Below are 24,927 nucleotides of genomic sequence, written 5' to 3' on the forward strand. Positions count from 1 at the left end.
ACGGTTTACGTTTCGCAATCCGTGAAGGTGGCCGTACTGTAGGTGCGGGTGTTGTTGCAAAAATCATTGCATAATACATAGCATCACAAGTTTCAGAAAAGGCACCTTAATCGGTGCCTTTTTTTATATTTTAAATTTGAGATTTATCAGCGGAAGTAGAGAAATATTATTGTGGATGTAAAATAATCAAATGATAATTGAAATGGTAATCATTTTTATTTAAAATCATTAAAGGTTATATCGATGAGTAAATGACTATGTATGTGTGTCTCTGTGAAGCGATTACAGATAAGCAAATCAGAAATGCGGTAAGGAAATACCAAGTTAGCTCATTAAAAGGGTTGCGCCAAGTATTGCCTGTTGGCCGTGAATGTGGAAAGTGCATTCGGCAAACCAGAGAGATTTTGCAGCAAGAGCTCGTTCATCTAGAAGATATTTGCGCCATTGAAGTTGCATAATCACGATCCCTTCAAATTATCCCCCAGTTAATTTTGTTGCCTTTTGTATAAATGATTGTGTAAAAATTACTCTGCTAATCAATTTCAGTACTACACTTAAAGAACTGGAAGCGATGGAGGGTACAAATGAAAGGCGATAAAAAAATGATAGCCCACCTTAATAAATTGCTGGGCAATGAGCTAGTCGCAATTAACCAATATTTTTTACATGCACGTATGTTTAAAAATTGGGGACTTACACGCCTCAATGAGATGGAATATCATGAATCAATTGATGAAATGAAACATGCCGATAAATATATCGAGCGTATTCTTTTTCTTGAAGGTATTCCTAACTTACAAGACTTAGGCAAGCTAAATATTGGTGAAGACGTAGAAGAAATGCTTAAGTCAGATTTACAGCTTGAACTTGATGGTGCAAAAAACTTAAAAGAGGCAATTAAGTATGCAGACTCTATTCATGACTATGTTAGCCGAGATTTGATGATTGAAATCTTGGCCGATGAAGAAAATCATATTGATTGGATTGAAACACAGTTAGATTTAATTGTTCGTTTAGGTATTCAAAACTATCTGCAGGCCCAAGTTATCGAAGAGTAGGGTTGTAAGTTTCAATCTTATGTGAAATTTTTTTGGTTTTATATGAGCGCCTAATTTCTGATCTTATCAGAGTTGGGCGTTTTTTCGTTATAGCGCCAGAAAATTCGCACATATTTTCCCCGATTGCTTGCGTTTCACAATAATTTACGTATAATGCGCGGGCTTACTGATGAGTAAGCCCTGATTTATCAGGACTGAAATATCAGTATTGAGCCAACGATTTGTTGCTCATTTAGACAATACTCCCGATATGGGAGTTACACCAAGACGATTACACTCTCCCATCAATCGAAATGGGTACGAGGAGTAATCATTTACGTTTATAAAATAGTTGGAGCTCTGGTCTCATGCAGAACCAAAGAATCCGTATCCGCCTTAAAGCTTTTGATCATCGTTTAATCGATCAATCAACTGCGGAAATCGTAGAGACTGCTAAGCGCACTGGTGCGCAGGTACGTGGTCCTATCCCGCTGCCGACACGTAAAGAGCGTTTTACCGTTCTGATTTCTCCGCACGTTAATAAAGATGCGCGTGATCAGTACGAAATTCGCACTCACAAACGTCTGGTTGACATCGTTGAGCCAACCGAGAAGACCGTTGATGCTCTGATGCGTCTGGACCTGGCTGCCGGCGTTGACGTGCAGATCAGCCTGGGTTAATCAGGTCGTCGAACGATTGAGAGGTTGAAACAATGATTGGTTTAGTCGGTAAGAAAGTGGGAATGACTCGTATCTTCACTGAAGATGGCGTTTCTATCCCTGTAACTGTTATCGAAATTGAAAATAACCGCGTTACTCAGGTTAAAACTGCAGAAACCGACGGTTACAATGCAATTCAGGTTACTACTGGTAGCAAAAAAGCTAACCGTGTAACTAAACCTGAAGCAGGTCATTTCGCTAAAGCTGGCGTTGAAGCTGGCCGTATTCTGCGCGAATTCCGTACCGAAGAAGGTACTGAGTTTACTGCAGGTCAAAGCATTAGCGTTGAAATTTTCGCTGACGTTAAAAAAGTCGACGTTACTGGTACATCTAAAGGTAAAGGTTTTGCCGGCACAGTTAAGCGCTGGAATTTCCGTACTCAAGATGCTACTCACGGTAACTCCTTGTCACACCGTGTTCCGGGTTCTATCGGTCAAAACCAGACTCCGGGCAAAGTGTTCAAAGGCAAGAAAATGGCAGGCCAACTGGGTAATGAACGTGTAACTGTTCAAAGCTTAGATGTAGTACGTGTTGACGCTGAGCGCAACCTGCTGCTGGTCAAAGGTGCTGTTCCAGGAGCAACTGGTAGCAACCTGATCGTAAAACCGGCTGTCAAGGCTTAACGTCGAGGAGATAGGAATGGAATTGGTAATGAAAGACGCGCAAAGCGCGCTGACTGTTTCCGAAACTACCTTCGGGCGTGATTTCAATGAAGCGCTTGTTCACCAAGTAGTTGTTGCGTATGCAGCTGGTGCTCGTCAAGGTACTCGTGCTCAGAAAACTCGTGCTGAAGTTTCTGGTTCAGGTAAAAAACCATGGCGTCAAAAAGGCACAGGCCGTGCACGTTCTGGTTCAGTTAAGAGCCCAATCTGGCGCTCTGGTGGTGTTAGCTTCGCAGCTAAACCACAGGACCACAGTCAAAAAGTTAATAAAAAGATGTACCGTGGTGCTTTAAAAAGCATCCTCTCTGAGTTGGTACGTCAAGATCGTCTGATCGTTGTCGAACAGTTCTCTGTTGAAGCACCTAAAACTAAGTTGCTGGCACAGAAATTGAAAGATATGGCTCTGCAAGATGTTCTGATCATCACTGCTGAATTAGATGAAAATCTGTTCTTAGCAGCACGTAACCTGTACAAGGTTGACGTTCGTGATGCAGCAGGTATCGACCCAGTTAGCCTGATCGCTTTCGACAAAGTGGTTATGACTGCTGATGCTGTGAAGCAAGTTGAGGAGATGCTGGCATGATCCGTGAAGAACGTCTGCTGAAAGTACTGCGCGCGCCGCATGTATCTGAAAAAGCTTCTACAGCGATGGAAAAAAGCAATACCATCGTTCTCAAAGTTGCAAAAGACGCAACTAAAGCAGAAATCAAAGCTGCTGTACAGAAACTGTTTGAAGTTGAAGTTGAAGGTGTTAACACTTTGCTGGTTAAAGGCAAAACTAAACGCCACGGTCAGCGCTCTGGTCGTCGTAGTGACTGGAAAAAAGCTTACGTTACGCTGAAAGAAGGCCAGAATCTGGACTTCATTAGCGGCGCAGAGTAAGTCGGAGGAGTAAAGAACAATGGCAGTTGTTAAATGTAAACCTACGTCTCCGGGCCGTCGCCACGTAGTTAAAGTGGTTAACCCAGAGCTGCATAAGGGAAAACCTTATGCACCACTGTTAGAAAAAATGAGCAAGTCCGGTGGTCGTAACAACAATGGCCGTATCACTACCCGTCACATCGGTGGTGGCCACAAGCAGCATTATCGTTTAGTTGACTTTAAACGCAACAAAGACGGTATCCCTGCAGTTGTTGAACGTTTGGAATATGATCCAAACCGTTCTGCGAACATCGCACTGGTTTTATATAAAGACGGTGAACGTCGTTATATTCTTGCACCAAAAGGCCTGAAAGCTGGTGACCAGATTCAATCTGGTGTTGATTCAGCAATCAAAGCTGGTAATGCAATGCCAATGCGCAACATCCCTGTTGGTTCTACAGTTCATAATATCGAACTGAAACCAGGTAAAGGTGGTCAGTTAGCGCGTTCAGCAGGTACTTACGCTCAAATCGTTGCTCGTGATGGTGCTTATGTAACATTACGTCTGCGTTCTGGTGAAATGCGTAAAGTATTAGCAGATTGCCGTGCAACCTTAGGTGAAGTTGGTAACGCTGAACATATGTTACGTGTTCTCGGTAAAGCTGGTGCTAGCCGCTGGCGTGGTGTTCGTCCTACCGTTCGCGGTACTGCGATGAACCCAGTAGACCATCCACATGGTGGTGGTGAAGGCCGTAACTTTGGTAAACACCCAGTAACACCATGGGGCGTTCAGACCAAAGGTAAGAAAACTCGTAGCAACAAGCGTACTGATCAATTCATCGTACGTCATCGTTCTAAAAAATAATTAGAGGATAAGCCATGCCACGTTCTCTCAAGAAAGGTCCTTTCATTGACCTGCACTTGCTGAAGAAGGTAGAGAAAGCGGTGGAAAGCGGAGACAAGAAGCCTCTCAAGACTTGGTCCCGTCGTTCAACGATCTTTCCTAATATGATCGGATTGACCATCGCTGTCCATAATGGTCGTCAGCATGTTCCAGTTTTCGTAACCGACGAAATGGTTGGTCACAAACTGGGTGAATTCGCACCGACTCGCACTTATCGCGGCCATGCGGCAGATAAGAAAGCTAAGAAACGTTAAGGATAGGAGGAAGAGATGGAAACTTTAGCTATACATCGCCACGCTCGTTCTTCTGCCCAGAAGGTTCGCTTAGTCGCCGACCTGATTCGCGGTAAGAAAGTGTCGCAAGCTCTGGAAATTCTGACCTACACCAACAAGAAAGCTGCTGGTTTAGTGAAGAAAGTACTTGAATCTGCAATTGCTAACGCAGAGCAAAACGATGGCGCTGACATTGATGACCTGAAAGTTGCGAAAATTTTCGTAGACGATGGTCCAACTATGAAACGCATCATGCCGCGTGCGAAAGGCCGTGCAGATCGTATTCTTAAGCGCACCAGCCACATTACTGTGGTTGTGTCCGATCGCTGAGACTCTGGAGACTAGCAATGGGTCAGAAAGTACATCCTAATGGTATTCGCCTGGGTATTGTCAAACCTTGGAACTCTACTTGGTATGCGAATACTAATGAATTCGCTGACAACCTAGACAGCGATTTTAAAGTACGTCAGTACTTGAATAAAGAACTGGCAAAAGCGTCAATCTCTCGCATCGTTATCGAACGTCCTGCGAAAAGCATCCGTGTGACTATTCACACTGCTCGCCCAGGTATCGTTATCGGTAAGAAAGGTGAAGACGTTGAAAAACTGCGTAAAACAGTAGCGGATATCGCTGGTGTTCCTGCGCAAATCAATATCGCCGAAGTTCGTAAACCAGAACTAGACGCAAAATTAGTTGCTGACAGCATCTCTTCACAGCTGGAACGTCGTGTTATGTTCCGTCGTGCTATGAAGCGTGCAGTACAGAACGCAATGCGTCTGGGCGCTAAAGGTATCAAAGTTGAAGTCAGTGGCCGTTTAGGCGGTGCTGAAATCGCTCGTACCGAGTGGTATCGTGAAGGCCGTGTGCCACTGCACACATTACGTGCTGATATCGATTACAACACTTCAGAAGCGCACACCACATATGGTGTTCTCGGCGTTAAGGTATGGATCTTCAAAGGTGAGATTCTGGGTGGTATGGCTGCTGTTGAACAAGCTGAGAAACCAGCTGCTCAACCTAAAAAGCAGCAGCGTAAAGGCCGCAAGTAAGGAGAGTCGCTGATGTTACAACCAAAGCGTACAAAATTCCGTAAGGTGCACAAGGGCCGCAACCGTGGTCTAGCGCAAGGTACGGATGTTAGCTTCGGCACTTTCGGTCTTAAAGCTGTTGGCCGTGGTCGTCTGACTGCACGTCAGATCGAAGCGGCACGTCGTGCTATGACCCGTGCTATTAAGCGTCAAGGTAAAATCTGGATCCGTGTGTTCCCAGACAAACCAATCACTGAGAAACCACTCGAAGTTCGTATGGGTAAAGGTAAAGGTAACGTAGAATATTGGGTTGCCTTAATTCAGCCTGGAAAAGTCCTGTACGAAATGGACGGTGTGCCTGAAGAGCTGGCTCGTGAGGCATTCTCTCTGGCAGCAGCGAAACTGCCTATCAAAACCACCTTTGTAACTAAGACGGTGATGTAATGAAAGCACAAGAGCTGCGCGTAAAAAGCGTTGAAGAGCTGAATGCTGAACTGCTGAATCTGCTGCGTGAACAATTTAATTTACGTATGCAAGCTGCAAGCGGTCAGCTGCAACAGTCTCATCTGTTGAAACAAGTGCGTCGCGATATCGCACGTGTGAAGACTTTACTGACTGAGAAGGCAGGTGCGTAATGAGCGATAAAATCCGTACTCTGCAAGGTCGTGTAGTTAGCGATAAAATGGAGAAATCTATTGTTGTTGCTATCGAGCGTATGGTGAAACACCCTCTGTATGGTAAATTCATCCGTCGTACGACTAAATTGCACGTACATGACGAGAACAATGAATGTGGAATTGGTGACGTGGTAGAAATCCGCGAAACTCGTCCACTGTCTAAGACTAAGTCTTGGGCCTTAGTTCGCGTTGTAGAAAAAGCTGTTCTGTAATAGAATAGATTTTTCGTGATGAATAAACGGCTCTTTTTGACTGAGCCGTTTATTTTTTTCTGTCCATCGCGTTGATGTGGTGTTATAATGCCGCGCCCTCGTAGTATGGGTATATTTGAACGGCCTCTTCATAATGAGGTGGCTCAGTAGTAGTTGACATTTAGCGGAGCACTAAAATGATCCAAGAACAGACTATGCTGAACGTGGCCGACAACTCCGGTGCACGTCGCGTAATGTGTATCAAGGTTCTAGGTGGCTCGCACCGTCGCTATGCACATGTAGGCGACATCATTAAAATTACTGTTAAAGAAGCAATTCCACGCGGTAAAGTTAAAAAGGGTGATGTCCTGAAAGCGGTAGTGGTGCGCACCAAGAAGGGTGTACGTCGCCCTGACGGTTCTGTCATTCGCTTCGATGGTAATGCTTGTGTGTTATTAAACAATAACAGCGAGCAAGTAATCGGTACGCGTATTTTTGGGCCGGTAACTCGTGAACTTCGTAATGAGAAGTTTATGAAAATTATCTCTCTGGCACCTGAAGTACTCTAAGGAGCGAACTATGGCAGCGAAAATCCGTCGTGATGACGAAGTTATCGTGCTAACTGGTAAAGACAAAGGTAAGCGCGGTAAAGTAAAACAGGTTCTTTCTTCTGGTAAAGTTATCGTTGAAGGTATCAATCTGGTTAAAAAACATCAGAAGCCAGTCCCGGCTCTGAATCAACCAGGTGGCATCGTTGAAAAAGAAACGGCTATTCAAGTTTCTAACGTTGCAATCTTTAACGCGGCAACTGGTAAGGCAGACCGTGTAGGCTTTAGATTCGAAGACGGCAAAAAAGTCCGTTTCTTCAAATCTAACAGTGAAACTATCAAGTAATTTTTGGAGTATACGATGGCGAAACTGCATGATTACTATAAAGACGAAGTTGTTAATAAACTCATGACTGAGTTTAGTTACTCTTCTGTCATGCAAGTCCCTCGGGTCGAGAAGATCACCCTGAATATGGGTGTTGGTGAAGCGATTGCTGATAAAAAACTGCTGGATAACGCAGCAGCTGATTTAACAGCTATCTCTGGTCAAAAACCATTGATCACCAAAGCACGCAAATCTGTTGCAGGCTTCAAAATCCGTCAGGGCTATCCAATCGGCTGTAAAGTAACCCTGCGTGGCGAACGCATGTGGGAGTTCCTTGAGCGTCTGATTTCTATTGCTGTACCACGTATTCGTGACTTCCGTGGCTTGTCCGCTAAGTCTTTCGATGGTCGCGGTAACTACAGCATGGGTGTTCGTGAACAAATCATCTTCCCTGAAATCGATTACGATAAAGTGGATCGCGTACGTGGTTTAGATATTACTATCACCACTACTGCGAAATCAGATGACGAAGGTCGCGCACTGTTAGCAGCGTTCAACTTCCCGTTCCGCAAGTAAGGCAGGGTACTCATGGCTAAGAAATCTATGAAAGCGCGTGATGTTAAACGTGCTAAATTAGCTGAGAAGTTCTTCGCAAAACGCGTTGAATTAAAAGCTATCATCTCTGATGTTAAAGCATCTGATGAAGATCGCTGGGACGCTGTTCTCAAGCTGCAAACACTGCCACGTGATTCAAGTCCTTCTCGTCAGCGTAACCGCTGCCGTCAAACAGGGCGTCCGCACGGTTTCCTGCGGAAGTTTGGTCTGAGCCGTATTAAAGTCCGTGAAGCCGCTATGCGCGGTGAAATCCCGGGCCTTAAAAAGGCAAGTTGGTAATTCCATTTGAATCACGGGAGTAAAGACAGATGAGCATGCAAGATCCCATCGCGGATATGCTGACCCGTATCCGTAACGGTCAGGCCGCGAACAAAGTTGCGGTCACCATGCCTTCCTCCAAGCTGAAAGTGGCGATTGCCAAAGTGCTGAAGGAAGAAGGTTATATCGAAGATTTTAAAATTGAAGGCGACATCAAGCCAGAATTGGAACTGACTTTACGTTATTTCCAAGGTAAGGCTGTCGTAGAAAGCATTCAGCGTGTAAGCCGCCCAAGTCTGCGCATCTATAAGAAAAAAGATGAGCTGCCACAAGTTATGGCTGGCTTAGGTATCGCTGTTATTTCTACCTCTAAAGGTGTCATGACTGATCGTGCAGCTCGCCAAGCTGGTCTTGGTGGCGAGATTCTCTGCTACGTAGCTTAATTCGGGAGGAAAGAATGTCTCGTGTTGCAAAAGCACCCGTCGTCATTCCTGCCGGCGTAGAGGTAAAACTCAACGGTCAGGTTATTTCGATTAAGGGTAAAAACGGCGAGCTTACTCGTACTATCCATAATGCAGTTGAAGTTAAACATGAAGATGGCCATTTATCTTTCGGACCACGTGATGGTTTTGAAGATGCATGGGCACAAGCGGGTACAACTCGTTCACTGTGCAATGCAATGGTTGTTGGTGTTACCGATGGCTTCACTAAAAAGCTTCAACTGGTTGGTGTTGGTTACCGTGCAGCAATCAAAGGCAACGCTGTTAGCTTGTCTTTAGGTTTCTCGCATCCGGTTGAACACGCACTACCAGCAGGCATTACTGCTGAATGTCCAACACAAACTGAAATCGTACTGAAAGGTGCGGATAAGCAAGTGATTGGTCAAGTTGCAGCAGAACTGCGTGCTTACCGTCGTCCTGAGCCTTACAAAGGTAAAGGTGTTCGTTACGCCGATGAAATCGTGCGTACCAAAGAGGCTAAGAAGAAGTAAGGTAACACTATGGATAAGAAAGCAGCTCGTATCCGTCGTGCGACCCGCGCACGCCGTAAGATCCAAGAGTTGGGTGCGACTCGCCTGGTGGTACATCGTACTCCACGCCATATTTATGCGCAGGTTATCGCACCGAACGGTTCTGAAACATTGGTTGCAGCTTCTACTACAGAAAAAGCTATCAATGAACAAGTTAAGTTTACTGGAAACAAAGACGCAGCAGCAGCAGTTGGTAAATTAGTTGCTGAACGCGCACTGGAAAAAGGCATCACTGTTGTTGCTTTTGACCGTTCTGGTTTCCAATATCATGGTAGAGTCCAGGCACTGGCAGATGCTGCCCGTGAAGCTGGCCTTCAGTTCTAAGGTAGAGGTGTAAGATGTCTCACATCGAAAAACAAGCTGGCGAACTGCAGGAAAAGCTGATCGCGGTAAACCGCGTAGCAAAAACCGTTAAAGGTGGCCGTATTTTCAGCTTTACCGCACTGACAGTAGTTGGTGATGGTAACGGTCGCGTCGGTTTTGGCTACGGCAAAGCGCGCGAAGTTCCGGCAGCAATCCAGAAAGCGATGGAAAAAGCCCGTCGCAGTATGAAAACCGTTGCTCTTAACAACGGCACATTGTTCCACCCTGTGAAAGGTACGCACACTGGTTCTCGTGTGTTTATGCAACCTGCTCACGAAGGTACCGGTATCATTGCCGGTGGTGCAATGCGTGCAGTGTTAGAAGTAGCTGGAGTTCGCAACGTACTGGCTAAAACCTACGGTTCCACAAACCCAATCAACGTGGTTCGTGCAACACTGGATGCTTTAGACAGCATGAAGTCTCCAGAAATGGTCGCAGCTAAGCGTGGAAAATCCGTCGAAGAAATTCTGGGGTAATCGGCCATGGCTAAGACTATTAAAATTACACAAGTTCGCAGTTCAATCGGTCGTCTGCCTAAGCATAAGGCAACACTGGTCGGTTTAGGTCTGCGTCGCATTGGTCATACAGTAGAGCGTGAGGATACTCCTGCCGTTCGTGGTATGGTCAACTTGGTTTCCTACATGGTTAAAGTTGAGGAGTAAGAGATGCGTTTAAATACTCTGTCTCCGGCTGAAGGTGCCAAGCACGCGCCTAAACGCGTAGGTCGTGGTATCGGTTCTGGTCTGGGTAAAACCGGCGGCCGTGGTCACAAAGGTCAGAAATCTCGTTCTGGCGGTGGCGTACGTCGTGGTTTCGAAGGCGGCCAGATGCCTTTATACCGTCGTTTGCCGAAATTCGGCTTCACTTCACGTAAAGCAATGATCACTGCAGAGATTCGTCTGTCTGATTTTGCTGCTGTTGAAGGCGATGTTATTGATCTGAACGCACTGAAAGCCGCGAACGTTGTTGGCATCCAGATTGAATTTGCGAAAGTTATTCTGTCTGGCGAAGTGAACCGTGCAGTTACTGTACGTGGCCTTCGTGTTACTAAAGGTGCTCGCGCTGCAATCGAAGCTGCCGGCGGTAAAATTGAGGAATAAGTGACAGATGGCTAAACAACCAGGATTAGATTTTCAAAGTGCCAAAGGTGGAGCTGGCGAACTTAAACGCAGACTTTTGTTTGTAATTGGTGCGCTAATTGTTTTCCGAATTGGTTCTTTTATTCCAATCCCTGGTATTGATGCCACTGTGCTTGCCAAATTGCTCGAACAGCAACAAGGCACCATCATTGAAATGTTTAACATGTTCTCTGGTGGTGCTCTTAGCCGTGCTTCTATCTTTGCTTTGGGTATCATGCCGTATATTTCGGCATCGATTATTATCCAATTATTATCAGTGGTTAATCCACGATTAGCAGAGATCAAGAAGGAAGGAGAAGCAGGTCGTCGGAAGATAAGCCAATATACTCGCTGGGGTACTCTGGTATTAGCAATATTCCAATCTATTGGTATTGCAATGGGTCTACCGAATATGCCAGGGATGCAAGGATTAGTGATTGATCCGGGCCTCCCGTTCTACTTTACGGCAGTTGTTAGCTTAGTCACAGGAACTATGTTCCTGATGTGGTTAGGTGAACAGATAACTGAAAGAGGTATCGGTAACGGTATTTCAATCATTATCTTCGCTGGTATTGTTGCGGGATTACCGCCGGCCATTGGCCATACCATCGAGCAAGCTCGGCAAGGCGATCTGCACTTCCTCCTGTTGCTGTTGGTTGCGGTATTAGTATTCGCGGTAACTTTCTTTGTTGTGTTTATGGAACGTGGTCAACGTCGTATCGTCGTTAATTACGCCAAACGTCAGCAAGGACGCCGTGTTTATGCAGCACAAAGTACGCATTTACCGTTAAAAGTGAATATGGCGGGTGTAATTCCTGCAATTTTTGCTTCCAGTATCATACTATTCCCGGGTACAATAGCATCTTGGTTTGGTGATGGAACTGGTTGGGACTGGCTAACTACAATTTCTATGTATTTACAGCCTGGTCAACCGTTGTATGTGTTACTTTATGCTTCTGCGATCATCTTCTTCTGTTTCTTCTATACGGCGTTGGTTTTCAACCCGAGAGAAACAGCAGATAACCTGAAGAAGTCCGGTGCATTTGTACCAGGAATTCGTCCGGGAGAGCAAACGGCCAAGTACATTGATAAGGTAATGACTCGTCTGACATTAGTTGGCGCGTTATACATCACCTTTATCTGCCTAATCCCGGAGTTCATGCGTGACGCAATGAAAGTACCTTTCTACTTTGGTGGTACTTCCCTCTTAATTGTGGTTGTCGTTATCATGGACTTTATGGCTCAAGTGCAAACTCTGATGATGTCAAGTCAGTATGAGTCTGCATTGAAGAAAGCAAACCTTAAAGGTAAATAGTCACTTAGTGTGATTATGGTTTGCTAGAAGTTACGGAGAGTAAAAATGAAAGTTCGTGCTTCCGTCAAGAAATTATGCCGTAACTGTAAAATTATCCGTCGCCATGGTAGCGTTCGTGTAATTTGCAGTGTTGAACCAAGACATAAACAACGTCAAGGTTAAGAAAAAGCATTTTTTTCTTGCAAAGTTGGGTTGAGCTGGCTAAATTAGCCAGCCAATCTTTTTTATCTAAGATACATTATTGTTTGAGTATCCTGAAAACGGGCTTTTCAGCACAGTAATGTATATTTTAACTTAGGAGTGCATAGTGGCCCGTATAGCAGGCATTAACATTCCTGATCATAAACATACCGTAATCGCTTTAACATCGATTTTCGGAATCGGCAAAACACGTTCACAGGCTATCTGTGAAGCAACTGGTATTGCTGAAAATGTTAAGATCAGTGAGCTGTCTGAAGAACAAATCGACAAGCTGCGTGACGAAGTTGCCAAGTATGTGGTAGAAGGTGACCTACGTCGTGAAATTACCCTGAGCATCAAGCGTCTGATGGACCTTGGATGTTACCGTGGTTTACGTCATCGTCGTGGTCTTCCTGTGCGCGGACAGCGTACTAAGACTAACGCTCGTACCCGCAAGGGTCCGCGTAAGCCGATCAAGAAATAAGTCGGGGTATTGAATAATGGCAAAGGCACCAGTTCGTGCACGTAAGCGTGTAAGAAAACAAGTCTCAGACGGTGTGGCTCATATCCATGCTTCTTTCAACAACACAATCGTTACAATTACTGACCGTCAGGGTAACGCATTAGGTTGGGCAACTGCCGGTGGTTCCGGTTTCCGTGGTTCTCGCAAATCAACTCCGTTCGCAGCTCAGGTTGCAGCAGAGCGTTGCGCAGAAGCTGTGAAAGAATACGGAATCAAAAACCTGGAAGTTATGGTTAAGGGACCGGGTCCGGGTCGCGAATCAACAATTCGTGCTCTGAACGCCGCTGGTTTCCGCATCACTAATATTACTGATGTGACTCCTATCCCTCATAACGGTTGTCGCCCACCGAAAAAACGTCGCGTTTAATACGTTTCGTTTTTTTTAGGACTGTTGGAGAAAGAAAATGGCTAGATATTTGGGTCCTAAGCTCAAGCTGAGCCGTCGCGAAGGAACAGACCTCTTTCTGAAGTCTGGTGTTCGCGCGATTGACACCAAGTGTAAATTAGAACAGGCACCAGGCCAGCACGGAGCGCGTAAACCGCGTCTGTCTGACTACGGTGTTCAGTTACGTGAAAAACAAAAAGTTCGTCGTATCTACGGTGTTCTGGAACGTCAATTCCGTAACTATTACAAAGAAGCAACACGCCTGAAAGGCAACACAGGTGAAAACCTGCTGACTCTGCTGGAAGGTCGTCTTGATAACGTCGTTTACCGTATGGGCTTTGGCGCAACTCGCGCAGAAGCACGTCAAATGGTTAGCCACAAAGCTATCATGGTAAATGGTCGTGTTGTTAATATCGCTTCTTATCAGGTTTCCCCGAATGACGTTATCAGCGTTCGTGAGAAAGCTAAAAAACAGTCTCGTATTAAGGCTGCTTTAGAGCTGGCTGAACAGCGTGAGAAGCCAACTTGGCTGGAAGTTGATGCTGCTAAAATGGAAGGTGTGTTCAAACGTATTCCTGAACGTACTGACTTGTCTGCGGACATTAACGAACACCTGATCGTCGAGCTTTACTCCAAGTAAAGCTTAGCACCAAAGAGAGGACACAATGCAGGGTTCTGTGACAGAGTTTCTAAAACCGCGCCTGGTAGATATCGAGCAAGTGAGTTCGACGCACGCTAAGGTGACCCTTGAGCCTTTAGAGCGTGGCTTTGGCCATACTCTTGGTAACGCACTGCGCCGTATTCTGCTTTCGTCTATGCCGGGTTGTGCGGTGACAGAGGTTGAGATTGATGGTGTACTGCACGAGTACAGCACCAAAGAAGGTGTACAGGAAGATATCCTGGAGATTCTCCTCAACCTGAAAGGGCTGGCGGTAAAAGTTCAGGGGAAAGATGAAGTTATTTTAACCTTGAATAAATCTGGCATTGGCCCTGTGACTGCAGCCGACATCGTCCATGATGGCGATGTCGAAATCGTCAAGCCACAGCACATCATCTGCCACCTGACTGACGAAAGCGCATCTATTAATATGCGTATTAAGGTTCAGCGTGGTCGTGGTTATGTGCCGGCTTCTGCCCGAGTTCATTCGGAAGAAGATGAGCGCCCAATCGGTCGTTTGTTAGTCGATGCTTGCTACAGCCCAGTAGAGCGTATTGCCTACAATGTTGAAGCAGCTCGTGTTGAGCAACGTACTGACTTGGATAAGTTAGTTATCGAAATGGAAACGAATGGTACAATCGATCCTGAAGAGGCGATTCGCCGTGCAGCGACCATTCTGGCTGAACAACTTGAAGCTTTTGTTGATTTACGTGATGTACGTCAACCGGAAGTTAAAGAAGAAAAACCAGAATTCGATCCTATCTTACTGCGCCCAGTTGACGATCTGGAATTGACTGTCCGCTCTGCTAACTGCCTCAAAGCAGAAGCTATCCACTACATCGGTGATCTGGTACAGCGTACAGAAGTTGAGTTGCTTAAAACGCCTAACCTTGGTAAGAAATCTCTTACTGAAATTAAGGACGTCTTGGCATCTCGTGGTCTTTCTCTGGGCATGCGCTTAGAAAATTGGCCACCAGCAAGTATTGCTGATGATTAAGATCACAGGTTAAGGTTTTACTGAGAAGGATAAGGTCATGCGCCATCGTAAGAGTGGTCGTCAATTGAACCGCAACAGCAGCCACCGCCAAGCTATGTTCCGTAACATGGCTGGTTCTTTAGTTCGTCATGAGATTATCAAGACGACTCTGCCTAAAGCGAAAGAACTGCGTCGCGTCGTTGAGCCGCTGATTACTCTTGCCAAGACCGACAGCGTAGCTAATCGTCGTCTGGCATTCGCACGTACTCGTGATAACGAGATCGTTGCAAAATTATTTAATGAACTGGGACCTCGTTTCGCAGCTCGTGCAGGTGGTTACACTCGTATTCTTAAGTGTGGCTTCCGTACAGGTGACAACGCTCCGATGGCTTACATCGAGCTTGTTGACCGTGCTGTTGAGTCTCAAGAAGCAGCTGCAGAGTAATCTACAGTCGCTTTCAAGAAAACCGGGTATATTTGCCCGGTTTTTTTGTACCTGCTATTCTTACCCTTCATGCATTTGTTCTCCCCTTGAATTTCCCACGATTAATTCATATCTATAGGTAAGGTAATATGAGCATGTATAAGATAGGTGAAATTGCTAAATTAGCGGATGTGACACCAGATACTATTCGTTTTTATGAAAAACAGGGGTTAATGGGACATAAAGTACGTACGGAAGGTGGCTATCGGCTTTTTACTGAGCAAGACCTTCAGCGGCTACGTTTTATTCGCTATGCAAAGCAACTAGGTTTTACTTTAGAAGCGATTGCTGAACTGTTGTCTATTCGTGTTGACCCAGAACATCATACTTGTCAGGAATCTAAACATATTGTAGATATCAGATTACTGGAAGTTGAAAAAAAGATCCAAGAGCTTATCATTATGCGTGATTCGCTGAAAATGTTAAGTTCTGCATGTTGTGGCGATGAGCATGCAACAACATACTGCTCTATTATGGAAATTTTAGAGCGAGGTGCATCTAAGGTTTATTAATATGATTAACTTAAATTAATGAAGGTATATTATGACTAAATATCAGCATAAACGTGGTGAGATAAAAAATAATGCAATTGAAGCATTACTTCATGACCCATTATTTCGACAACGTGTAGAAAAAAATAAAAAAGGAAAAGGAAGTTATACTAGAAAAGGAAAAAATAATAAGGCTGGTAACTGGGAGGCCAGTGGTAATAGGTTTATTTACTTATTACCACTGGCTTTTTAGTTATTTTTTATTCTGTTCTTTTAATAAATCACGAATTTCTGATAATAAAACTTCTTCAGTTGATGGCGGTGTTGGTTCAGCGGGTGCGGCTTCTTTTTCACGGCGTACTTTATTCATGACTTTAATAGCCATAAATATCGCAAAAGCGACAATAACAAAATCAAATACAGTTTGTATAAACATCCCATAATTAAGTACAACGGCTGGTAAGTCACCTTGTGCTTCTTTTAGAACTACACTGAATGATTTAAAGTCAACTCCACCAATAAGTAAACCTAATGGGGGCATGATGACATCGGCAACAAGAGAGGAAACAATTTTACCAAACGCAGCTCCGATAATAATACCGACAGCCATATCTACTACATTGCCTTTCATGGCAAATTCGCGAAAATCTTTTAAAAAACTCATCGACGACCCCTTAATAAGTAACTCAATTGAAACAAAATGTATGTTAGGTTAACAAATTATAGTCGCTAGATTTATTAAGCTGCAAATATTTACGCTCTTTTTTTATTATTTTATAAAAAGAATGGGCTGGGCTGGAATAATTTTTCTACGTCAGGAACATACTTTTTATCTGTAATAAACATTATAACGTGGTCACCTTGTTCAATAATATGATAATCGCTAGCAATAATAACTTCCTCTTCTCGAACTATTGCTCCAATTATTGTTCCTGGAGGAAGTTTAATTTCGGATATTTTTTTGCCAACCACTTTTGAGGTATTTTCATCACCATGTGCAATGGCTTCAATCGCCTCAGCGACCCCCCTCCTTAGAGAAGAAACGCTCACAATATCGGCTTTTCTTACATGACTTAATAAAGCAGAGATAGTGGCTTGTTGTGGGGAGACTGCAATATCAATCACTCCCCCTTGAACAAGTTCGACATAAGCGGAACGTTGAATAAGCACCATGGCTTTTTTTGCCCCCATTTTTTTCGCTAACATGGCAGACATAATATTTGCTTCATCGTCATTTGTGAGGGCGATAAACACATCCATTTGTTCAATATGTTCTTCAGTGAGTAGCTCTTGATCAGAAGCATCGCCATAAAATACAATAGTGTCGTGTAATAACTGAGCTAATTCGGTTGCACGTTGTTGGTTTCGCTCGATAAGCTTAACGCTATAATCCTTTTCTAGTCGACGTGCTAGACCTGCGCCAACATTACCCCCGCCCACAATCATCAAACGTTTGTAGGGTTTTTCTAGTCTTTGCAGCTCACTCATTACGGCGCGGATATGTTGTGTTGAAGCGACAAAGAAAACTTCATCACCCGCTTCAATAACTGTTGAACCTTGAGGGCGAATAGGGCGATCTTGTCGAAATATCGCAACAACTCGCGTATCGATATGTGGCATGTGTTCACGTAAGCTAGATAAAGCATTCCCTACCAGTGAACCACCATAGTAAGCTTTTACAGCAACAATACTGACTTTACCTTCCGCAAAATTAACCACCTGAAGAGCGCCAGGATATTGAATCAGTTTATAGATATAGTCGATGACCAACTGCTCAGGTGATATCAGGTAGTCAATTGGGATCTGCTCTGGAAGAAATAGCTTATCAGCCTCACGGATATATTCGGTAGCTCTGATCCGCGCAATTTTATTCGGCGTATTAAATAGGCTATATGCAATTTGGCAAGCAATCATATTTGTTTCGTCAGAGTTAGTGACTGCAACTAACATATCAGCATCTTCAGCCCCCGCATCACGAAGTACACGTGGATGGGAACCATGACCATTGACGACACGTAGATCGAATTGATCTTGCAGTTGACGCAGACGATCGCCATCTGTATCAACGACGGTAATATCATTGTTCTCATCAACTAAATTTTCAGCAAGTGTGCCACCGACTTGCCCAGCGCCTAGAATAATGATTTTCATTGCATATTCCTATATTAGGTAACTAACGACTTATTATTGTGCTTGTTTTATTAAACGTGCATAAAAGAAGCCATCACCGCCTTCGGCACTTGGCAATATTTGTAGCCCTGCCTCTGTTCCATCATTTAGACGTGCATCGGTATGTTTAGCAAGGAACTTTTGTATTTGTAGGTAGTTCTCTTCAGGCATGATAGAACAGGTTGCATACAATAAAGTACCACCTGTTTTTAGATAAGGCCAAACGGCCTCTAATATTTTTGCCTGTAATTCTGCCAGTTCATTGATATCAGAGTCACGACGTAGCCATTTTATGTCAGGATGGCGGCGGATAACCCCTGTCGCTGAACATGGCGCATCAAGTAAAATTCGATCAAACTGTTGTCCATCAGCCCATTTTTCGGGTTGTGTTCCATCCCCTTGAACTACGGTAGCATGCTGCTTAAGGCGAATTAAATTCTCTTTCACTCGTTTCAGGCGAGTTTCATCAATATCAACTGCAAGGACATTCGCTTTTGGCGCTAGCTCTAAAATATGTGTTGTTTTACCACCCGGTGCTGCGCATAAATCTAAAATATTTTCGCCGTTTTGTGGTTCAAGTAACTCCGCACACCCTTGAGCAGAGACATCTTGTACTGTTGACCAGCCATCCTCGAAGCCTGGCAGCTTTGTTACTGCGGTAGGTTCTTCTAAACGGATAGCACTAGGATGAGTTGGGTGCAAATGTGCTGTTATCTCCACTTGTTCCAATAAACCAAGATATTGCTCAGCAGTATGATGTAGAGAATTTACTCTCAGCCACATAGGTGGTCGCTGGTTATTCGCTTCGACAATAGCTTGCCATTCATTAGGATATGCAGTTTGTAAACGCTTAAGTAACCAACTTGGGTGCAAGTACTGGCTGTTATTATTTGCGATCCGCTCTTCTAATTGAACCTGTTGGCGTTGAAAAGAACGTAAGACACCATTGATCAAGCCTTTTAGCTGTGGGCGTTTGAGTGCGACGGCACCATTTACGGTTTCAGCTAATGCAGCGTGAGCGGGGATACGTGTATAAAGCAACTGATAGATACCCACCATAATGAGATAGTGCAAGGTTCTCTGTTTACCAGTGAGTGGTTTTTCCATTAATTGGCTAATAAACCATTCAAGTTTTGGTAAATAGCGTAGGACACCAAAACAAATCTCTTGTAATAATGCTTTATCTTTGTCGTTAATATTACGTTGTAAATCAGGCAAAACGGTACTTAATGATTGCCCATTATCAATAACCTGATTAATTGCAGTCGCAGCGAGACTACGCAAATTGTATGTGTTTTTCATAAGTAAAGATGGGTCTTTTAGTTACTGAAATAAAACTGCCTGATATTTCAGGCAGTTTACAGATTCGTTAATCGAGAATTTGCTCTGGGGTAAACCATTCACGGCGAGAGTTTAGTATATCCTGCGCACTCATGGCTTTTTTGCCTGGCGGTTGTAACTGGGTAATATTTAATATGCCATTCCCCGTGGCAATGCATATCCCATTTTTATCTGCGCTAATTATTGTTCCGGGTTGTCTACCTTGCGAGTCATCAATCACTTCAGCTTGCCAAACCTTAATCAGTTGTTCCTGAACCATAAAATAGCTCATCGGCCACGGATTAAATGCACGAATACAACGTTCAATATGAGTTGCATCCTGTTGCCAATCAATACGAGCTTCTTCTTTAGAAAGTTTTTCTGCGTAATTAGCAAGAGTGTCATCTTGTTTTTCAGGAGTACATTGACCTGTGGACAACATATCAACCGTATGGATTAAAGCTTTAGGCCCAGTGATCGCCAGTTTCTCATACAGAGTTGCGCTGGTATCATCTGCCATGATGGGACATACGGCTTTATATAGCATGTCTCCCGTATCTAACCCAGCATCCATCTGCATAATTGTCACCCCTGTTTCAGCGTCCCCCGCCCAAATCGAACGTTGAATTGGTGCGGCTCCGCGCCAACGAGGCAACAAAGAACCATGCACATTCAGGCAGCCTAAGCGAGGAATATCTAAAACAGCTTGTGGTAAAATCAACCCATATGCGACAACTATCATGAGGTCGGCATTTCTATCTTTGAGCCACTGCTGATTTTCAGCGTCTCTTAGAGATACTGGCTGAAAAACAGGGATATCATGTTCTTGTGCCAAAACTTTTACAGGGCTTGGCGTCAGCTTTTTTCCTCTGCCCGCAGGTTTATCATGGCGAGTAAGAACGCCAACGATTTTGTGTTGGGTTCCAAGGAGTGCAGCTAAATGTTTTGCTGCAAAATCGGGTGTCCCCGCAAAGATAATTTTTAATGGTTCTGACACGTTAATTTCCCTGTTTCTATTTACTAAACTAGCTATTTTTTGCTTCTTTCGCTCTTAGCCTATCCAGCTTCTCAACTTTTTGGCGGATACGCTGACGTTTTAAAGGTGATAAGTAATCAACAAATAGCTTCCCAACAAGGTGGTCCATTTCATGTTGGATGCAAATAGCCAATAAGCCATCGGCTTCAAGTTCAAAAGACTCACCGTTATAGTCTAATGCACGAATTTTGACTTGCTCTGCGCGTGGAACAAACCCTTGCTGCTCAGGGATAGAGAGGCATCCCTCTTCAATACCAGTTTCACCTGATTTATCTAATAATTCAGGGTTGATAATCACTAAGCGTTGGTCACGTGTTTCAGACACATCGATAACAATGATCCGCTGGTGGATATCCACTTGCGTAGCAGCAAGCCCAATACCTTCTTCTTCATACATGGTATCGAACATATCATCTACAATGCGTTGAATTTGTGCATCAACTTTTTCGACTGGCTTAGCAATTGTGCGTAAGCGCTCGTCTGGATAATGTAATACGTTTAAGACTGACATAAATTTTTCGAGCGGTTTCCAAAAAGTGAATGGGAATTAATGCCTATTCTAGACATTTATCCGCCATATTGACAGTATTGGTTATGATTTGTTCACTGAAGAACGTATCCAATAATCAGTCAGGATGACGAAATGAATCTCCAAGAAATATGGTTAAGAACGTCTCTGGTAAGTCGGTTGTTGCCTGTTCATGCGGTAAACATGATCAATGAGCTAAAACAACTCAATAAAATCAGTAACCGAGCTTTGCAACACTGCGGTTTAAACGAAATGCAGAGATTACAATTTCTTAATGTGCCAGAGTACCGATTAGAAAAAGCACAGCAATGGTTGATGGATAAAAGTAATCAAATGATTACCTTCATTGATCCTTCCTATCCATTTTTATTAAAGCAAATCCATCACCCACCGCTTTTGCTTTTTGTGGTGGGAAAAAAAGACATTCTTACAACGCCACAAATCGCTTTAGTTGGAAGCCGGCAAGCGAGTGAGTATGGACGGAAGTGGGCGACTGAGTTTGTTAAGGACTTTGTTCAATATGGCATTTCAATTACCAGTGGGCTTGCTTTAGGCATAGACGGAATAAGTCATAAGGCTGCACTTGATAATAACGGCGCGACGGTTGCCGTTTTGGGGAGTGGTTTAGCCAATATTTATCCAAAACAACATGCTGCACTCGCTGAACAAATAAAAGAAAAAGGGGTGCTTGTATCAGAATATTGGCCAGATACGCCACCATTACCTAAACAATTTCCAAGGCGAAATAGAATCATTAGTGGGCTGAGTAAAGCGGTTGTTATGATAGAAGCTGGTATGAAAAGTGGTTCTTTAATTACAGCACGTTATGCTATTGAGCAAAACCGAGACCTTTTTACACTTCCAGCGCCTCTTGGCAATCCTGCGTTTGGTGGTAACCTTTGGTTATTACAACAAGGCGCTTATTTATTGGTGGATGCTGAGGATATTTTACAGCACCTTGGGGATGGGCTAAATTGGGTGCAACCTGAACTTCCCATCGGTTCAAATATCGATGAAAGCTTACCAACAGCGCTTAATTTAAAAGAACAAAAGATATTGGATTTGGTGAGCTACCAAGTTACTTCGGTTGATGTTATTGCTGTACAAGCCCAAATTCCGATTACTCAAGTGATTTCAATATTAACCGAGATGGAAATTAACGGAATGATTAGTGCGTGTGCTGGTGGGTATATCAAATTAAACTAGCCATGGCTTATAGATTAAAGAAAAGTAAGAGAAAACATGTCAAAACAATTGCCTTTTGATACAGATAAAAACGAACATTGCCCAGAGTGCGATTCACTTTTGGTGATCCGTAATAGTACCCATGGGCCTTTTCTTGGGTGCTCCAACTACCCAGAATGTCACTATATGCGTCCATTGAGGCCGAGCATTGAGAGTCATATTGTCAAAGTTTTGGATGGACAGCATTGCCCTAAATGTGGGCATGAACTGGTATTAAAACAAGGTCGGTTTGGTATGTTCATTGGTTGCAGCCATTACCCGGAATGTGAACATATTGAACTCATAGATAAGCCAGATGAAACAAAAATTCCTTGCCCTCAATGCCAAAAAGGCAATTTACTCCAAAGAAAATCCCGTTTTGGGAAGACTTTTTATGCCTGTGATAATTACCCTAACTGTCAGTTTATCCTCAATAATAAGCCTATTGTTGGCAAATGTATGTTTTGTGAATACCCATTATTGATGGAAAAAAGGGGCGGACAGGGAGTAAGATTATTTTGTGCCAGCAAACGCTGCGCTAAGCAACAAGAAGAATAATGAGTTAAAACTATGTCAAATGAATCTACACCTGCAATTGAAAGTATTATCGTTTCGTTAAAACAAGAAAAAGTGATCGCCTATCCAACGGAAGCCGTTTTTGGTTTAGGTTGTGACCCTGATAGTGAAAAAGCGGTTCATCAACTTTTAGACCTTAAACAGCGCCCTTGGGAAAAAGGGTTGATTCTTATTGCTGATAATTATGAGCAATTAAAAGATTACATCGATGATGAACAATTAACGGAAGAACAAAAACAAGCAATGTTTGCGACATGGCCAGGGCCAGTAACATGGGTGATCCCAGCTAAAGCGGCAACACCTAAATGGCTAACTGGGCGGTTCGATACACTTGCCGTGAGAGTCACCGACCATGAACTTGTCAAAAAACTTTGTCGTCATTATGGTAAGCCATTGGTATCTACAAGTGCCAATTTAAGCGGGTTTGAGCCATGCAGAACTACTGAAGAGGTGATTGCTCAGTTTAATGACAGAGTGCCAGTCCTAGATGGTGCTGTAGGCGGCCGCCAAAACCCATCTGAAATTAGGGATGCCAAAACCGGCGAATTGTATCGAAAAGGGTAAAATTAATGGAAATGTTTGCAGTTTTTGGAAATCCGATTCAACACAGTAAATCTCCGTTTATACATAAAATGTTTGCAGAACAAACGGGGATTGCGCTTGAATATGAAAAAATTTTAGCACCAATAGAAAACTTTGAAGAATGTTTGGGTAGTTTTTTTTCACAAGGTGGAAAAGGTGCAAACATTACATTGCCATTTAAGGAACGAGCTTTTTTAGCTGTTACTGAGTTAACTGAGCGGGCTCAGACTTGTGGGGCGGTCAATACAGTGATGAAACTCGATGACAACCGCCTACTGGGTGATAACACTGATGGCATGGGGTTATTGCTAGACCTGCAACGTTTAGAGTTTGTGCATTCAAATAGCCGAGTATTAATCATCGGTGCTGGTGGTGCAACACGAGGTGCGTTACTACCGCTTTTAGAATTTGGTTGTGATATCACACTGACAAATAGAACGTTTTCTAAAGTCGAAACGTTAGTTAATGAATTCTCCTCATTAGGTAAGATCAGTGGAAGAGAGATCGAGCAGATCAACTCGGCAAATTTTGATCTCATCATAAATGCAACATCATCGGGTGTTAGCGGAGAAATTCCTGCAATTAACCCAATAGTTTTTACAAAGAAAGTTGCTTGCTATGACATGTTTTATCAAGCGACATTAACGCCTTTCCTTGCGTTTGCGAGTCAGCATCAGGTGACAAAGATTGCTGATGGGCTTGGAATGTTAGTTGGGCAAGCTGCATTTTCGTTTAAATTGTGGCACGGCGTTCTTCCTGAAATTACACCTGTTTTGTCTGCTTTATATAAGGAATTAAAAGGGTGAATCAATTGATCCAATTCCCTGATAGGGAAGAATGGGATGAATTATCAGAAGTCGTGCGTTTCCCTGTGCTAATTAGCGGTTTATTAGCGGAATGTACCATTTCACAAACTCTTTTATTTCAAAGATATGGAGAACAAGACGCGGCATTAGCACTCTTCCAACAAAATCGGTGGGATATAGAAGAAGAGTTCGAAGCCTTGATAGAACAAGGCTTCGATGATGAAAATGGAATTTACGTATTATCAGAAGATAAATAGTTATTTTTCCATTCAACATAATTATTAGCGGAATAGCGTAAATGAGTGAGTTCAGCATCGGTCAGTTTTCTAATGGCTTTTGCTGGGCTGCCTGTATACAAATAGCCAGATTCTAAACGTTTTCCTTGGGTAACTAGACTGTTCGCACCAATCACAACATCATCTTCTATTATAGCTCCATCAATTACGATTGAACCCATTCCGACTAGTACTCGATTACCAATAGTACAGCCATGAAGCATAACTTTGTGCCCAACCGTGACATCTTCACCAATGATTAGTGGGTTTCCTTGTGGATTGCTGGCGGATTTATGGGTCACATGTAAGACAGAGCCATCTTGAATATTCGTACGAGCGCCAATAGCAATATAGTTAACATCTCCACGTAAAACACAAAGAGGCCAAATACTGACATCTTCGGCTAATCGTACATCGCCAATAACAACTGAAGATGGATCAATAAAGACTCGTGATTCAATTGAAGGGTAGATGTCTAAGTAAGGTCGTAAAGGTTTGTTCATATCAATGCCATAAAAATGAAAAGTAGAGAGTAGCAAGCTACTAATTGTTAGCTCATTACAAGTTAACGTACTAGATAAGTGAATTAAAGTAAGAATTATAGGTGTAAATCCGCTCTTTTTATAACCATAGTGAAGCTAAAAAAAGCAGAATGGCGATTTTATCCCCAAACGGTGTTTTTTTTTGAAAAAAAGGTTGTGTAATTCTGCGACCTCCCTATAATGCGCATCCGTTGTCACGGCAAACCGCTTCGGTGGTGAGGTTAGAAAAAGAAAGCCTTAAGCCAAAC

44 protein-coding genes are annotated in these 24,927 nt (G+C 43.5%); 38 read left to right on the forward strand and 6 right to left on the reverse strand.

Annotated elements, in window-relative coordinates:
• The 33 genes from AC4IFO_RS20340 to AC4IFO_RS20500 all read left to right on the forward strand — a co-directional run.
• The coding region (locus AC4IFO_RS20340; RefSeq protein WP_202932829.1) for an EF-Tu C-terminal domain-related protein at nt 1-74 on the forward strand (74 nt) is incomplete at its 5' end.
• Nucleotides 75-257: 183 nt separating this feature from the next.
• On the forward strand, nt 258-458 hold the full coding sequence (gene bfd, locus AC4IFO_RS20345) for a bacterioferritin-associated ferredoxin (protein ID WP_490737203.1): 201 nt from the start codon (nt 258-260) through the stop codon (nt 456-458).
• A gap of 126 nt (nt 459-584) precedes the next feature.
• Entirely contained in the window at nt 585-1,058 is a 474-nt protein-coding gene (gene bfr / locus AC4IFO_RS20350; protein ID WP_206086911.1) for a bacterioferritin, read from the forward strand.
• A gap of 347 nt (nt 1,059-1,405) precedes the next feature.
• A complete protein-coding gene (gene rpsJ, locus AC4IFO_RS20355) occupies nt 1,406-1,717 on the forward strand; it encodes a 30S ribosomal protein S10 (protein WP_001181005.1) in 312 nt (103 codons plus the stop codon).
• A 32-nt stretch (nt 1,718-1,749) separates the two neighbouring features.
• Nucleotides 1,750-2,379, forward strand: coding sequence for a 50S ribosomal protein L3 (gene rplC, locus AC4IFO_RS20360; protein WP_219245003.1), 630 nt, complete (start codon nt 1,750-1,752; stop codon nt 2,377-2,379).
• A gap of 16 nt (nt 2,380-2,395) precedes the next feature.
• Nucleotides 2,396-3,001: a 50S ribosomal protein L4 gene (gene rplD, locus AC4IFO_RS20365; protein WP_219245002.1), complete on the forward strand. Its 606-nt coding sequence runs from the start codon at nt 2,396-2,398 to the stop codon at nt 2,999-3,001.
• Complete coding sequence (rplW, locus tag AC4IFO_RS20370) at nt 2,998-3,300, forward strand: 50S ribosomal protein L23 (protein ID WP_219245001.1); 303 nt, start codon at nt 2,998-3,000, stop codon at nt 3,298-3,300. Before rplD ends, rplW begins: the two co-directional genes overlap by 4 nt.
• 19 nt (nt 3,301-3,319) lie before the next feature.
• Nucleotides 3,320-4,144, forward strand: coding sequence for a 50S ribosomal protein L2 (gene rplB, locus AC4IFO_RS20375; RefSeq protein ID WP_219245000.1), 825 nt, complete (start codon nt 3,320-3,322; stop codon nt 4,142-4,144).
• 14 nt (nt 4,145-4,158) lie between these two features.
• Nucleotides 4,159-4,437: a 30S ribosomal protein S19 gene (gene rpsS / locus AC4IFO_RS20380; protein ID WP_004265426.1), complete on the forward strand. Its 279-nt coding sequence runs from the start codon at nt 4,159-4,161 to the stop codon at nt 4,435-4,437.
• A gap of 15 nt (nt 4,438-4,452) precedes the next feature.
• Entirely contained in the window at nt 4,453-4,785 is a 333-nt protein-coding gene (gene rplV, locus AC4IFO_RS20385; RefSeq protein WP_206086916.1) for a 50S ribosomal protein L22, read from the forward strand.
• 17 nt (nt 4,786-4,802) lie between these two features.
• On the forward strand, nt 4,803-5,504 hold the full coding sequence (gene rpsC / locus AC4IFO_RS20390; RefSeq protein WP_004907131.1) for a 30S ribosomal protein S3: 702 nt from the start codon (nt 4,803-4,805) through the stop codon (nt 5,502-5,504).
• A 12-nt stretch (nt 5,505-5,516) separates the two neighbouring features.
• Nucleotides 5,517-5,927 carry a 50S ribosomal protein L16 gene (gene rplP, locus AC4IFO_RS20395; protein WP_004265436.1) on the forward strand — a complete coding sequence of 137 codons (411 nt, stop codon included), beginning with the start codon at nt 5,517-5,519 and terminating at the stop codon, nt 5,925-5,927.
• Nucleotides 5,927-6,118: a 50S ribosomal protein L29 gene (gene rpmC / locus AC4IFO_RS20400; protein WP_206086917.1), complete on the forward strand. Its 192-nt coding sequence runs from the start codon at nt 5,927-5,929 to the stop codon at nt 6,116-6,118. The genes rplP and rpmC overlap by 1 nt, the downstream gene beginning before the upstream one ends.
• A complete protein-coding gene (gene rpsQ / locus AC4IFO_RS20405; protein WP_042847566.1) occupies nt 6,118-6,372 on the forward strand; it encodes a 30S ribosomal protein S17 in 255 nt (84 codons plus the stop codon). The genes rpmC and rpsQ overlap by 1 nt, the downstream gene beginning before the upstream one ends.
• Nucleotides 6,373-6,548: 176 nt before the next feature.
• Nucleotides 6,549-6,920, forward strand: coding sequence for a 50S ribosomal protein L14 (gene rplN / locus AC4IFO_RS20410; RefSeq protein ID WP_004265449.1), 372 nt, complete (start codon nt 6,549-6,551; stop codon nt 6,918-6,920).
• Nucleotides 6,921-6,930: 10 nt separating this feature from the next.
• Nucleotides 6,931-7,245, forward strand: a complete 315-nt coding sequence (gene rplX / locus AC4IFO_RS20415) for a 50S ribosomal protein L24 (RefSeq protein ID WP_047756683.1) — start codon at nt 6,931-6,933, stop codon at nt 7,243-7,245.
• A 15-nt stretch (nt 7,246-7,260) separates the two neighbouring features.
• The gene (gene rplE, locus AC4IFO_RS20420; RefSeq protein WP_206086918.1) at nt 7,261-7,800 is read left to right on the forward strand and encodes a 50S ribosomal protein L5; all 540 of its coding nucleotides are present in this window, start codon (nt 7,261-7,263) and stop codon (nt 7,798-7,800) included.
• 12 nt (nt 7,801-7,812) lie between these two features.
• Nucleotides 7,813-8,118 carry a 30S ribosomal protein S14 gene (gene rpsN, locus AC4IFO_RS20425; protein ID WP_004265458.1) on the forward strand — a complete coding sequence of 102 codons (306 nt, stop codon included), beginning with the start codon at nt 7,813-7,815 and terminating at the stop codon, nt 8,116-8,118.
• A 29-nt stretch (nt 8,119-8,147) separates the two neighbouring features.
• Nucleotides 8,148-8,540, forward strand: a complete 393-nt coding sequence (rpsH, locus tag AC4IFO_RS20430) for a 30S ribosomal protein S8 (protein ID WP_042847562.1) — start codon at nt 8,148-8,150, stop codon at nt 8,538-8,540.
• Between the two features lie 14 nt (nt 8,541-8,554).
• Entirely contained in the window at nt 8,555-9,088 is a 534-nt protein-coding gene (gene rplF / locus AC4IFO_RS20435) for a 50S ribosomal protein L6 (protein WP_490737180.1), read from the forward strand.
• Between the two features lie 9 nt (nt 9,089-9,097).
• A complete protein-coding gene (gene rplR, locus AC4IFO_RS20440; RefSeq protein ID WP_006657021.1) occupies nt 9,098-9,451 on the forward strand; it encodes a 50S ribosomal protein L18 in 354 nt (117 codons plus the stop codon).
• A gap of 14 nt (nt 9,452-9,465) precedes the next feature.
• A complete protein-coding gene (gene rpsE, locus AC4IFO_RS20445) occupies nt 9,466-9,966 on the forward strand; it encodes a 30S ribosomal protein S5 (RefSeq protein WP_006657022.1) in 501 nt (166 codons plus the stop codon).
• A gap of 6 nt (nt 9,967-9,972) precedes the next feature.
• Nucleotides 9,973-10,152, forward strand: a complete 180-nt coding sequence (rpmD, locus tag AC4IFO_RS20450) for a 50S ribosomal protein L30 (protein ID WP_004265475.1) — start codon at nt 9,973-9,975, stop codon at nt 10,150-10,152.
• A 3-nt stretch (nt 10,153-10,155) separates the two neighbouring features.
• A complete protein-coding gene (gene rplO / locus AC4IFO_RS20455; protein ID WP_206086920.1) occupies nt 10,156-10,590 on the forward strand; it encodes a 50S ribosomal protein L15 in 435 nt (144 codons plus the stop codon).
• 7 nt (nt 10,591-10,597) lie between these two features.
• Nucleotides 10,598-11,923 carry a preprotein translocase subunit SecY gene (gene secY, locus AC4IFO_RS20460; RefSeq protein WP_004265481.1) on the forward strand — a complete coding sequence of 442 codons (1,326 nt, stop codon included), beginning with the start codon at nt 10,598-10,600 and terminating at the stop codon, nt 11,921-11,923.
• Nucleotides 11,924-11,968: 45 nt separating this feature from the next.
• Nucleotides 11,969-12,085, forward strand: a complete 117-nt coding sequence (gene rpmJ, locus AC4IFO_RS20465) for a 50S ribosomal protein L36 (protein WP_006816323.1) — start codon at nt 11,969-11,971, stop codon at nt 12,083-12,085.
• A 145-nt stretch (nt 12,086-12,230) separates the two neighbouring features.
• A complete protein-coding gene (rpsM, locus tag AC4IFO_RS20470; RefSeq protein WP_004907144.1) occupies nt 12,231-12,587 on the forward strand; it encodes a 30S ribosomal protein S13 in 357 nt (118 codons plus the stop codon).
• 16 nt (nt 12,588-12,603) lie between these two features.
• Nucleotides 12,604-12,993 (forward strand): 30S ribosomal protein S11, encoded by a 390-nt coding sequence (gene rpsK, locus AC4IFO_RS20475; protein WP_004388621.1) that lies wholly within the window; start codon nt 12,604-12,606, stop codon nt 12,991-12,993.
• 37 nt (nt 12,994-13,030) lie between these two features.
• On the forward strand, nt 13,031-13,651 hold the full coding sequence (gene rpsD / locus AC4IFO_RS20480; RefSeq protein ID WP_004265487.1) for a 30S ribosomal protein S4: 621 nt from the start codon (nt 13,031-13,033) through the stop codon (nt 13,649-13,651).
• A gap of 25 nt (nt 13,652-13,676) precedes the next feature.
• Nucleotides 13,677-14,666: a DNA-directed RNA polymerase subunit alpha gene (locus tag AC4IFO_RS20485; protein WP_008913899.1), complete on the forward strand. Its 990-nt coding sequence runs from the start codon at nt 13,677-13,679 to the stop codon at nt 14,664-14,666.
• A gap of 37 nt (nt 14,667-14,703) precedes the next feature.
• Nucleotides 14,704-15,090, forward strand: a complete 387-nt coding sequence (gene rplQ / locus AC4IFO_RS20490; RefSeq protein WP_014657271.1) for a 50S ribosomal protein L17 — start codon at nt 14,704-14,706, stop codon at nt 15,088-15,090.
• Between the two features lie 134 nt (nt 15,091-15,224).
• Complete coding sequence (gene zntR, locus AC4IFO_RS20495) at nt 15,225-15,641, forward strand: Zn(2+)-responsive transcriptional regulator (protein ID WP_219249538.1); 417 nt, start codon at nt 15,225-15,227, stop codon at nt 15,639-15,641.
• 31 nt (nt 15,642-15,672) lie between these two features.
• Nucleotides 15,673-15,873: an alternative ribosome-rescue factor A gene (locus AC4IFO_RS20500; protein ID WP_490737183.1), complete on the forward strand. Its 201-nt coding sequence runs from the start codon at nt 15,673-15,675 to the stop codon at nt 15,871-15,873.
• Here AC4IFO_RS20500 and mscL read toward each other — a convergent pair whose 3' ends face one another.
• From mscL to def, 5 genes are all read right to left on the reverse strand, one after another.
• The gene (gene mscL, locus AC4IFO_RS20505; protein WP_206086924.1) at nt 15,874-16,284 is read right to left on the reverse strand and encodes a large-conductance mechanosensitive channel protein MscL; all 411 of its coding nucleotides are present in this window, start codon (nt 16,282-16,284) and stop codon (nt 15,874-15,876) included.
• 110 nt (nt 16,285-16,394) lie between these two features.
• Nucleotides 16,395-17,771: a Trk system potassium transporter TrkA gene (trkA, locus tag AC4IFO_RS20510; protein WP_206086925.1), complete on the reverse strand. Its 1,377-nt coding sequence runs from the start codon at nt 17,769-17,771 to the stop codon at nt 16,395-16,397.
• A 33-nt stretch (nt 17,772-17,804) separates the two neighbouring features.
• Nucleotides 17,805-19,091, reverse strand: a complete 1,287-nt coding sequence (gene rsmB, locus AC4IFO_RS20515) for a 16S rRNA (cytosine(967)-C(5))-methyltransferase RsmB (protein WP_490737185.1) — start codon at nt 19,089-19,091, stop codon at nt 17,805-17,807.
• A gap of 67 nt (nt 19,092-19,158) precedes the next feature.
• Nucleotides 19,159-20,106, reverse strand: coding sequence for a methionyl-tRNA formyltransferase (gene fmt / locus AC4IFO_RS20520; protein WP_490737187.1), 948 nt, complete (start codon nt 20,104-20,106; stop codon nt 19,159-19,161).
• Nucleotides 20,107-20,134: 28 nt separating this feature from the next.
• Nucleotides 20,135-20,656 carry a peptide deformylase gene (def, locus tag AC4IFO_RS20525; RefSeq protein ID WP_490737189.1) on the reverse strand — a complete coding sequence of 174 codons (522 nt, stop codon included), beginning with the start codon at nt 20,654-20,656 and terminating at the stop codon, nt 20,135-20,137.
• 132 nt (nt 20,657-20,788) lie between these two features.
• Between def and dprA the strand changes: the two genes are divergently transcribed.
• From dprA to AC4IFO_RS20550, 5 genes are read left to right on the forward strand one after another with little or no spacing between them, the layout of a single operon-like run.
• Complete coding sequence (dprA, locus tag AC4IFO_RS20530) at nt 20,789-21,880, forward strand: DNA-processing protein DprA (protein WP_490737191.1); 1,092 nt, start codon at nt 20,789-20,791, stop codon at nt 21,878-21,880.
• Between the two features lie 36 nt (nt 21,881-21,916).
• A complete protein-coding gene (locus tag AC4IFO_RS20535) occupies nt 21,917-22,456 on the forward strand; it encodes a DNA topoisomerase family protein (protein WP_490737193.1) in 540 nt (179 codons plus the stop codon).
• Nucleotides 22,457-22,468: 12 nt separating this feature from the next.
• Nucleotides 22,469-23,038 carry an L-threonylcarbamoyladenylate synthase type 1 TsaC gene (gene tsaC / locus AC4IFO_RS20540; RefSeq protein ID WP_490737195.1) on the forward strand — a complete coding sequence of 190 codons (570 nt, stop codon included), beginning with the start codon at nt 22,469-22,471 and terminating at the stop codon, nt 23,036-23,038.
• A 5-nt stretch (nt 23,039-23,043) separates the two neighbouring features.
• On the forward strand, nt 23,044-23,862 hold the full coding sequence (gene aroE, locus AC4IFO_RS20545; protein WP_490737197.1) for a shikimate dehydrogenase: 819 nt from the start codon (nt 23,044-23,046) through the stop codon (nt 23,860-23,862).
• A complete protein-coding gene (locus AC4IFO_RS20550) occupies nt 23,859-24,119 on the forward strand; it encodes a DUF1488 family protein (RefSeq protein ID WP_490737199.1) in 261 nt (86 codons plus the stop codon). The genes aroE and AC4IFO_RS20550 overlap by 4 nt, the downstream gene beginning before the upstream one ends.
• Here AC4IFO_RS20550 and AC4IFO_RS20555 read toward each other — a convergent pair.
• Nucleotides 24,095-24,640 carry a gamma carbonic anhydrase family protein gene (locus AC4IFO_RS20555; protein WP_490737201.1) on the reverse strand — a complete coding sequence of 182 codons (546 nt, stop codon included), beginning with the start codon at nt 24,638-24,640 and terminating at the stop codon, nt 24,095-24,097. The two genes, AC4IFO_RS20550 and AC4IFO_RS20555, sit on opposite strands and share 25 nt — an antisense overlap.
• Between the last annotated feature and the right edge of the window lie 287 nt (nt 24,641-24,927).

Source organism: Providencia sp. UF-224 (assembly GCF_058245955.1).

Coding starts and splice junctions, on each gene's coding strand:
- bfd (WP_490737203.1), top strand. CDS start 258: ATGTATGTGTGTCTCTGTGAAGCGATTACAGATAAGCAAATCAGAAAT.
- bfr (WP_206086911.1), top strand. CDS start 585: ATGAAAGGCGATAAAAAAATGATAGCCCACCTTAATAAATTGCTGGGC.
- rpsJ (WP_001181005.1), top strand. CDS start 1,406: ATGCAGAACCAAAGAATCCGTATCCGCCTTAAAGCTTTTGATCATCGT.
- rplC (WP_219245003.1), top strand. CDS start 1,750: ATGATTGGTTTAGTCGGTAAGAAAGTGGGAATGACTCGTATCTTCACT.
- rplD (WP_219245002.1), top strand. CDS start 2,396: ATGGAATTGGTAATGAAAGACGCGCAAAGCGCGCTGACTGTTTCCGAA.
- rplW (WP_219245001.1), top strand. CDS start 2,998: ATGATCCGTGAAGAACGTCTGCTGAAAGTACTGCGCGCGCCGCATGTA.
- rplB (WP_219245000.1), top strand. CDS start 3,320: ATGGCAGTTGTTAAATGTAAACCTACGTCTCCGGGCCGTCGCCACGTA.
- rpsS (WP_004265426.1), top strand. CDS start 4,159: ATGCCACGTTCTCTCAAGAAAGGTCCTTTCATTGACCTGCACTTGCTG.
- rplV (WP_206086916.1), top strand. CDS start 4,453: ATGGAAACTTTAGCTATACATCGCCACGCTCGTTCTTCTGCCCAGAAG.
- rpsC (WP_004907131.1), top strand. CDS start 4,803: ATGGGTCAGAAAGTACATCCTAATGGTATTCGCCTGGGTATTGTCAAA.
- rplP (WP_004265436.1), top strand. CDS start 5,517: ATGTTACAACCAAAGCGTACAAAATTCCGTAAGGTGCACAAGGGCCGC.
- rpmC (WP_206086917.1), top strand. CDS start 5,927: ATGAAAGCACAAGAGCTGCGCGTAAAAAGCGTTGAAGAGCTGAATGCT.
- rpsQ (WP_042847566.1), top strand. CDS start 6,118: ATGAGCGATAAAATCCGTACTCTGCAAGGTCGTGTAGTTAGCGATAAA.
- rplN (WP_004265449.1), top strand. CDS start 6,549: ATGATCCAAGAACAGACTATGCTGAACGTGGCCGACAACTCCGGTGCA.
- rplX (WP_047756683.1), top strand. CDS start 6,931: ATGGCAGCGAAAATCCGTCGTGATGACGAAGTTATCGTGCTAACTGGT.
- rplE (WP_206086918.1), top strand. CDS start 7,261: ATGGCGAAACTGCATGATTACTATAAAGACGAAGTTGTTAATAAACTC.
- rpsN (WP_004265458.1), top strand. CDS start 7,813: ATGGCTAAGAAATCTATGAAAGCGCGTGATGTTAAACGTGCTAAATTA.
- rpsH (WP_042847562.1), top strand. CDS start 8,148: ATGAGCATGCAAGATCCCATCGCGGATATGCTGACCCGTATCCGTAAC.
- rplF (WP_490737180.1), top strand. CDS start 8,555: ATGTCTCGTGTTGCAAAAGCACCCGTCGTCATTCCTGCCGGCGTAGAG.
- rplR (WP_006657021.1), top strand. CDS start 9,098: ATGGATAAGAAAGCAGCTCGTATCCGTCGTGCGACCCGCGCACGCCGT.
- rpsE (WP_006657022.1), top strand. CDS start 9,466: ATGTCTCACATCGAAAAACAAGCTGGCGAACTGCAGGAAAAGCTGATC.
- rpmD (WP_004265475.1), top strand. CDS start 9,973: ATGGCTAAGACTATTAAAATTACACAAGTTCGCAGTTCAATCGGTCGT.
- rplO (WP_206086920.1), top strand. CDS start 10,156: ATGCGTTTAAATACTCTGTCTCCGGCTGAAGGTGCCAAGCACGCGCCT.
- secY (WP_004265481.1), top strand. CDS start 10,598: ATGGCTAAACAACCAGGATTAGATTTTCAAAGTGCCAAAGGTGGAGCT.
- rpmJ (WP_006816323.1), top strand. CDS start 11,969: ATGAAAGTTCGTGCTTCCGTCAAGAAATTATGCCGTAACTGTAAAATT.
- rpsK (WP_004388621.1), top strand. CDS start 12,604: ATGGCAAAGGCACCAGTTCGTGCACGTAAGCGTGTAAGAAAACAAGTC.
- rpsD (WP_004265487.1), top strand. CDS start 13,031: ATGGCTAGATATTTGGGTCCTAAGCTCAAGCTGAGCCGTCGCGAAGGA.
- AC4IFO_RS20485 (WP_008913899.1), top strand. CDS start 13,677: ATGCAGGGTTCTGTGACAGAGTTTCTAAAACCGCGCCTGGTAGATATC.
- rplQ (WP_014657271.1), top strand. CDS start 14,704: ATGCGCCATCGTAAGAGTGGTCGTCAATTGAACCGCAACAGCAGCCAC.
- zntR (WP_219249538.1), top strand. CDS start 15,225: ATGTATAAGATAGGTGAAATTGCTAAATTAGCGGATGTGACACCAGAT.
- AC4IFO_RS20500 (WP_490737183.1), top strand. CDS start 15,673: ATGACTAAATATCAGCATAAACGTGGTGAGATAAAAAATAATGCAATT.
- mscL (WP_206086924.1), bottom strand. CDS start 16,284: ATGAGTTTTTTAAAAGATTTTCGCGAATTTGCCATGAAAGGCAATGTA.
- trkA (WP_206086925.1), bottom strand. CDS start 17,771: ATGAAAATCATTATTCTAGGCGCTGGGCAAGTCGGTGGCACACTTGCT.
- rsmB (WP_490737185.1), bottom strand. CDS start 19,091: ATGAAAAACACATACAATTTGCGTAGTCTCGCTGCGACTGCAATTAAT.
- def (WP_490737189.1), bottom strand. CDS start 20,656: ATGTCAGTCTTAAACGTATTACATTATCCAGACGAGCGCTTACGCACA.
- dprA (WP_490737191.1), top strand. CDS start 20,789: ATGAATCTCCAAGAAATATGGTTAAGAACGTCTCTGGTAAGTCGGTTG.
- AC4IFO_RS20535 (WP_490737193.1), top strand. CDS start 21,917: ATGTCAAAACAATTGCCTTTTGATACAGATAAAAACGAACATTGCCCA.
- tsaC (WP_490737195.1), top strand. CDS start 22,469: ATGTCAAATGAATCTACACCTGCAATTGAAAGTATTATCGTTTCGTTA.
- aroE (WP_490737197.1), top strand. CDS start 23,044: ATGGAAATGTTTGCAGTTTTTGGAAATCCGATTCAACACAGTAAATCT.
- AC4IFO_RS20555 (WP_490737201.1), bottom strand. CDS start 24,640: ATGAACAAACCTTTACGACCTTACTTAGACATCTACCCTTCAATTGAA.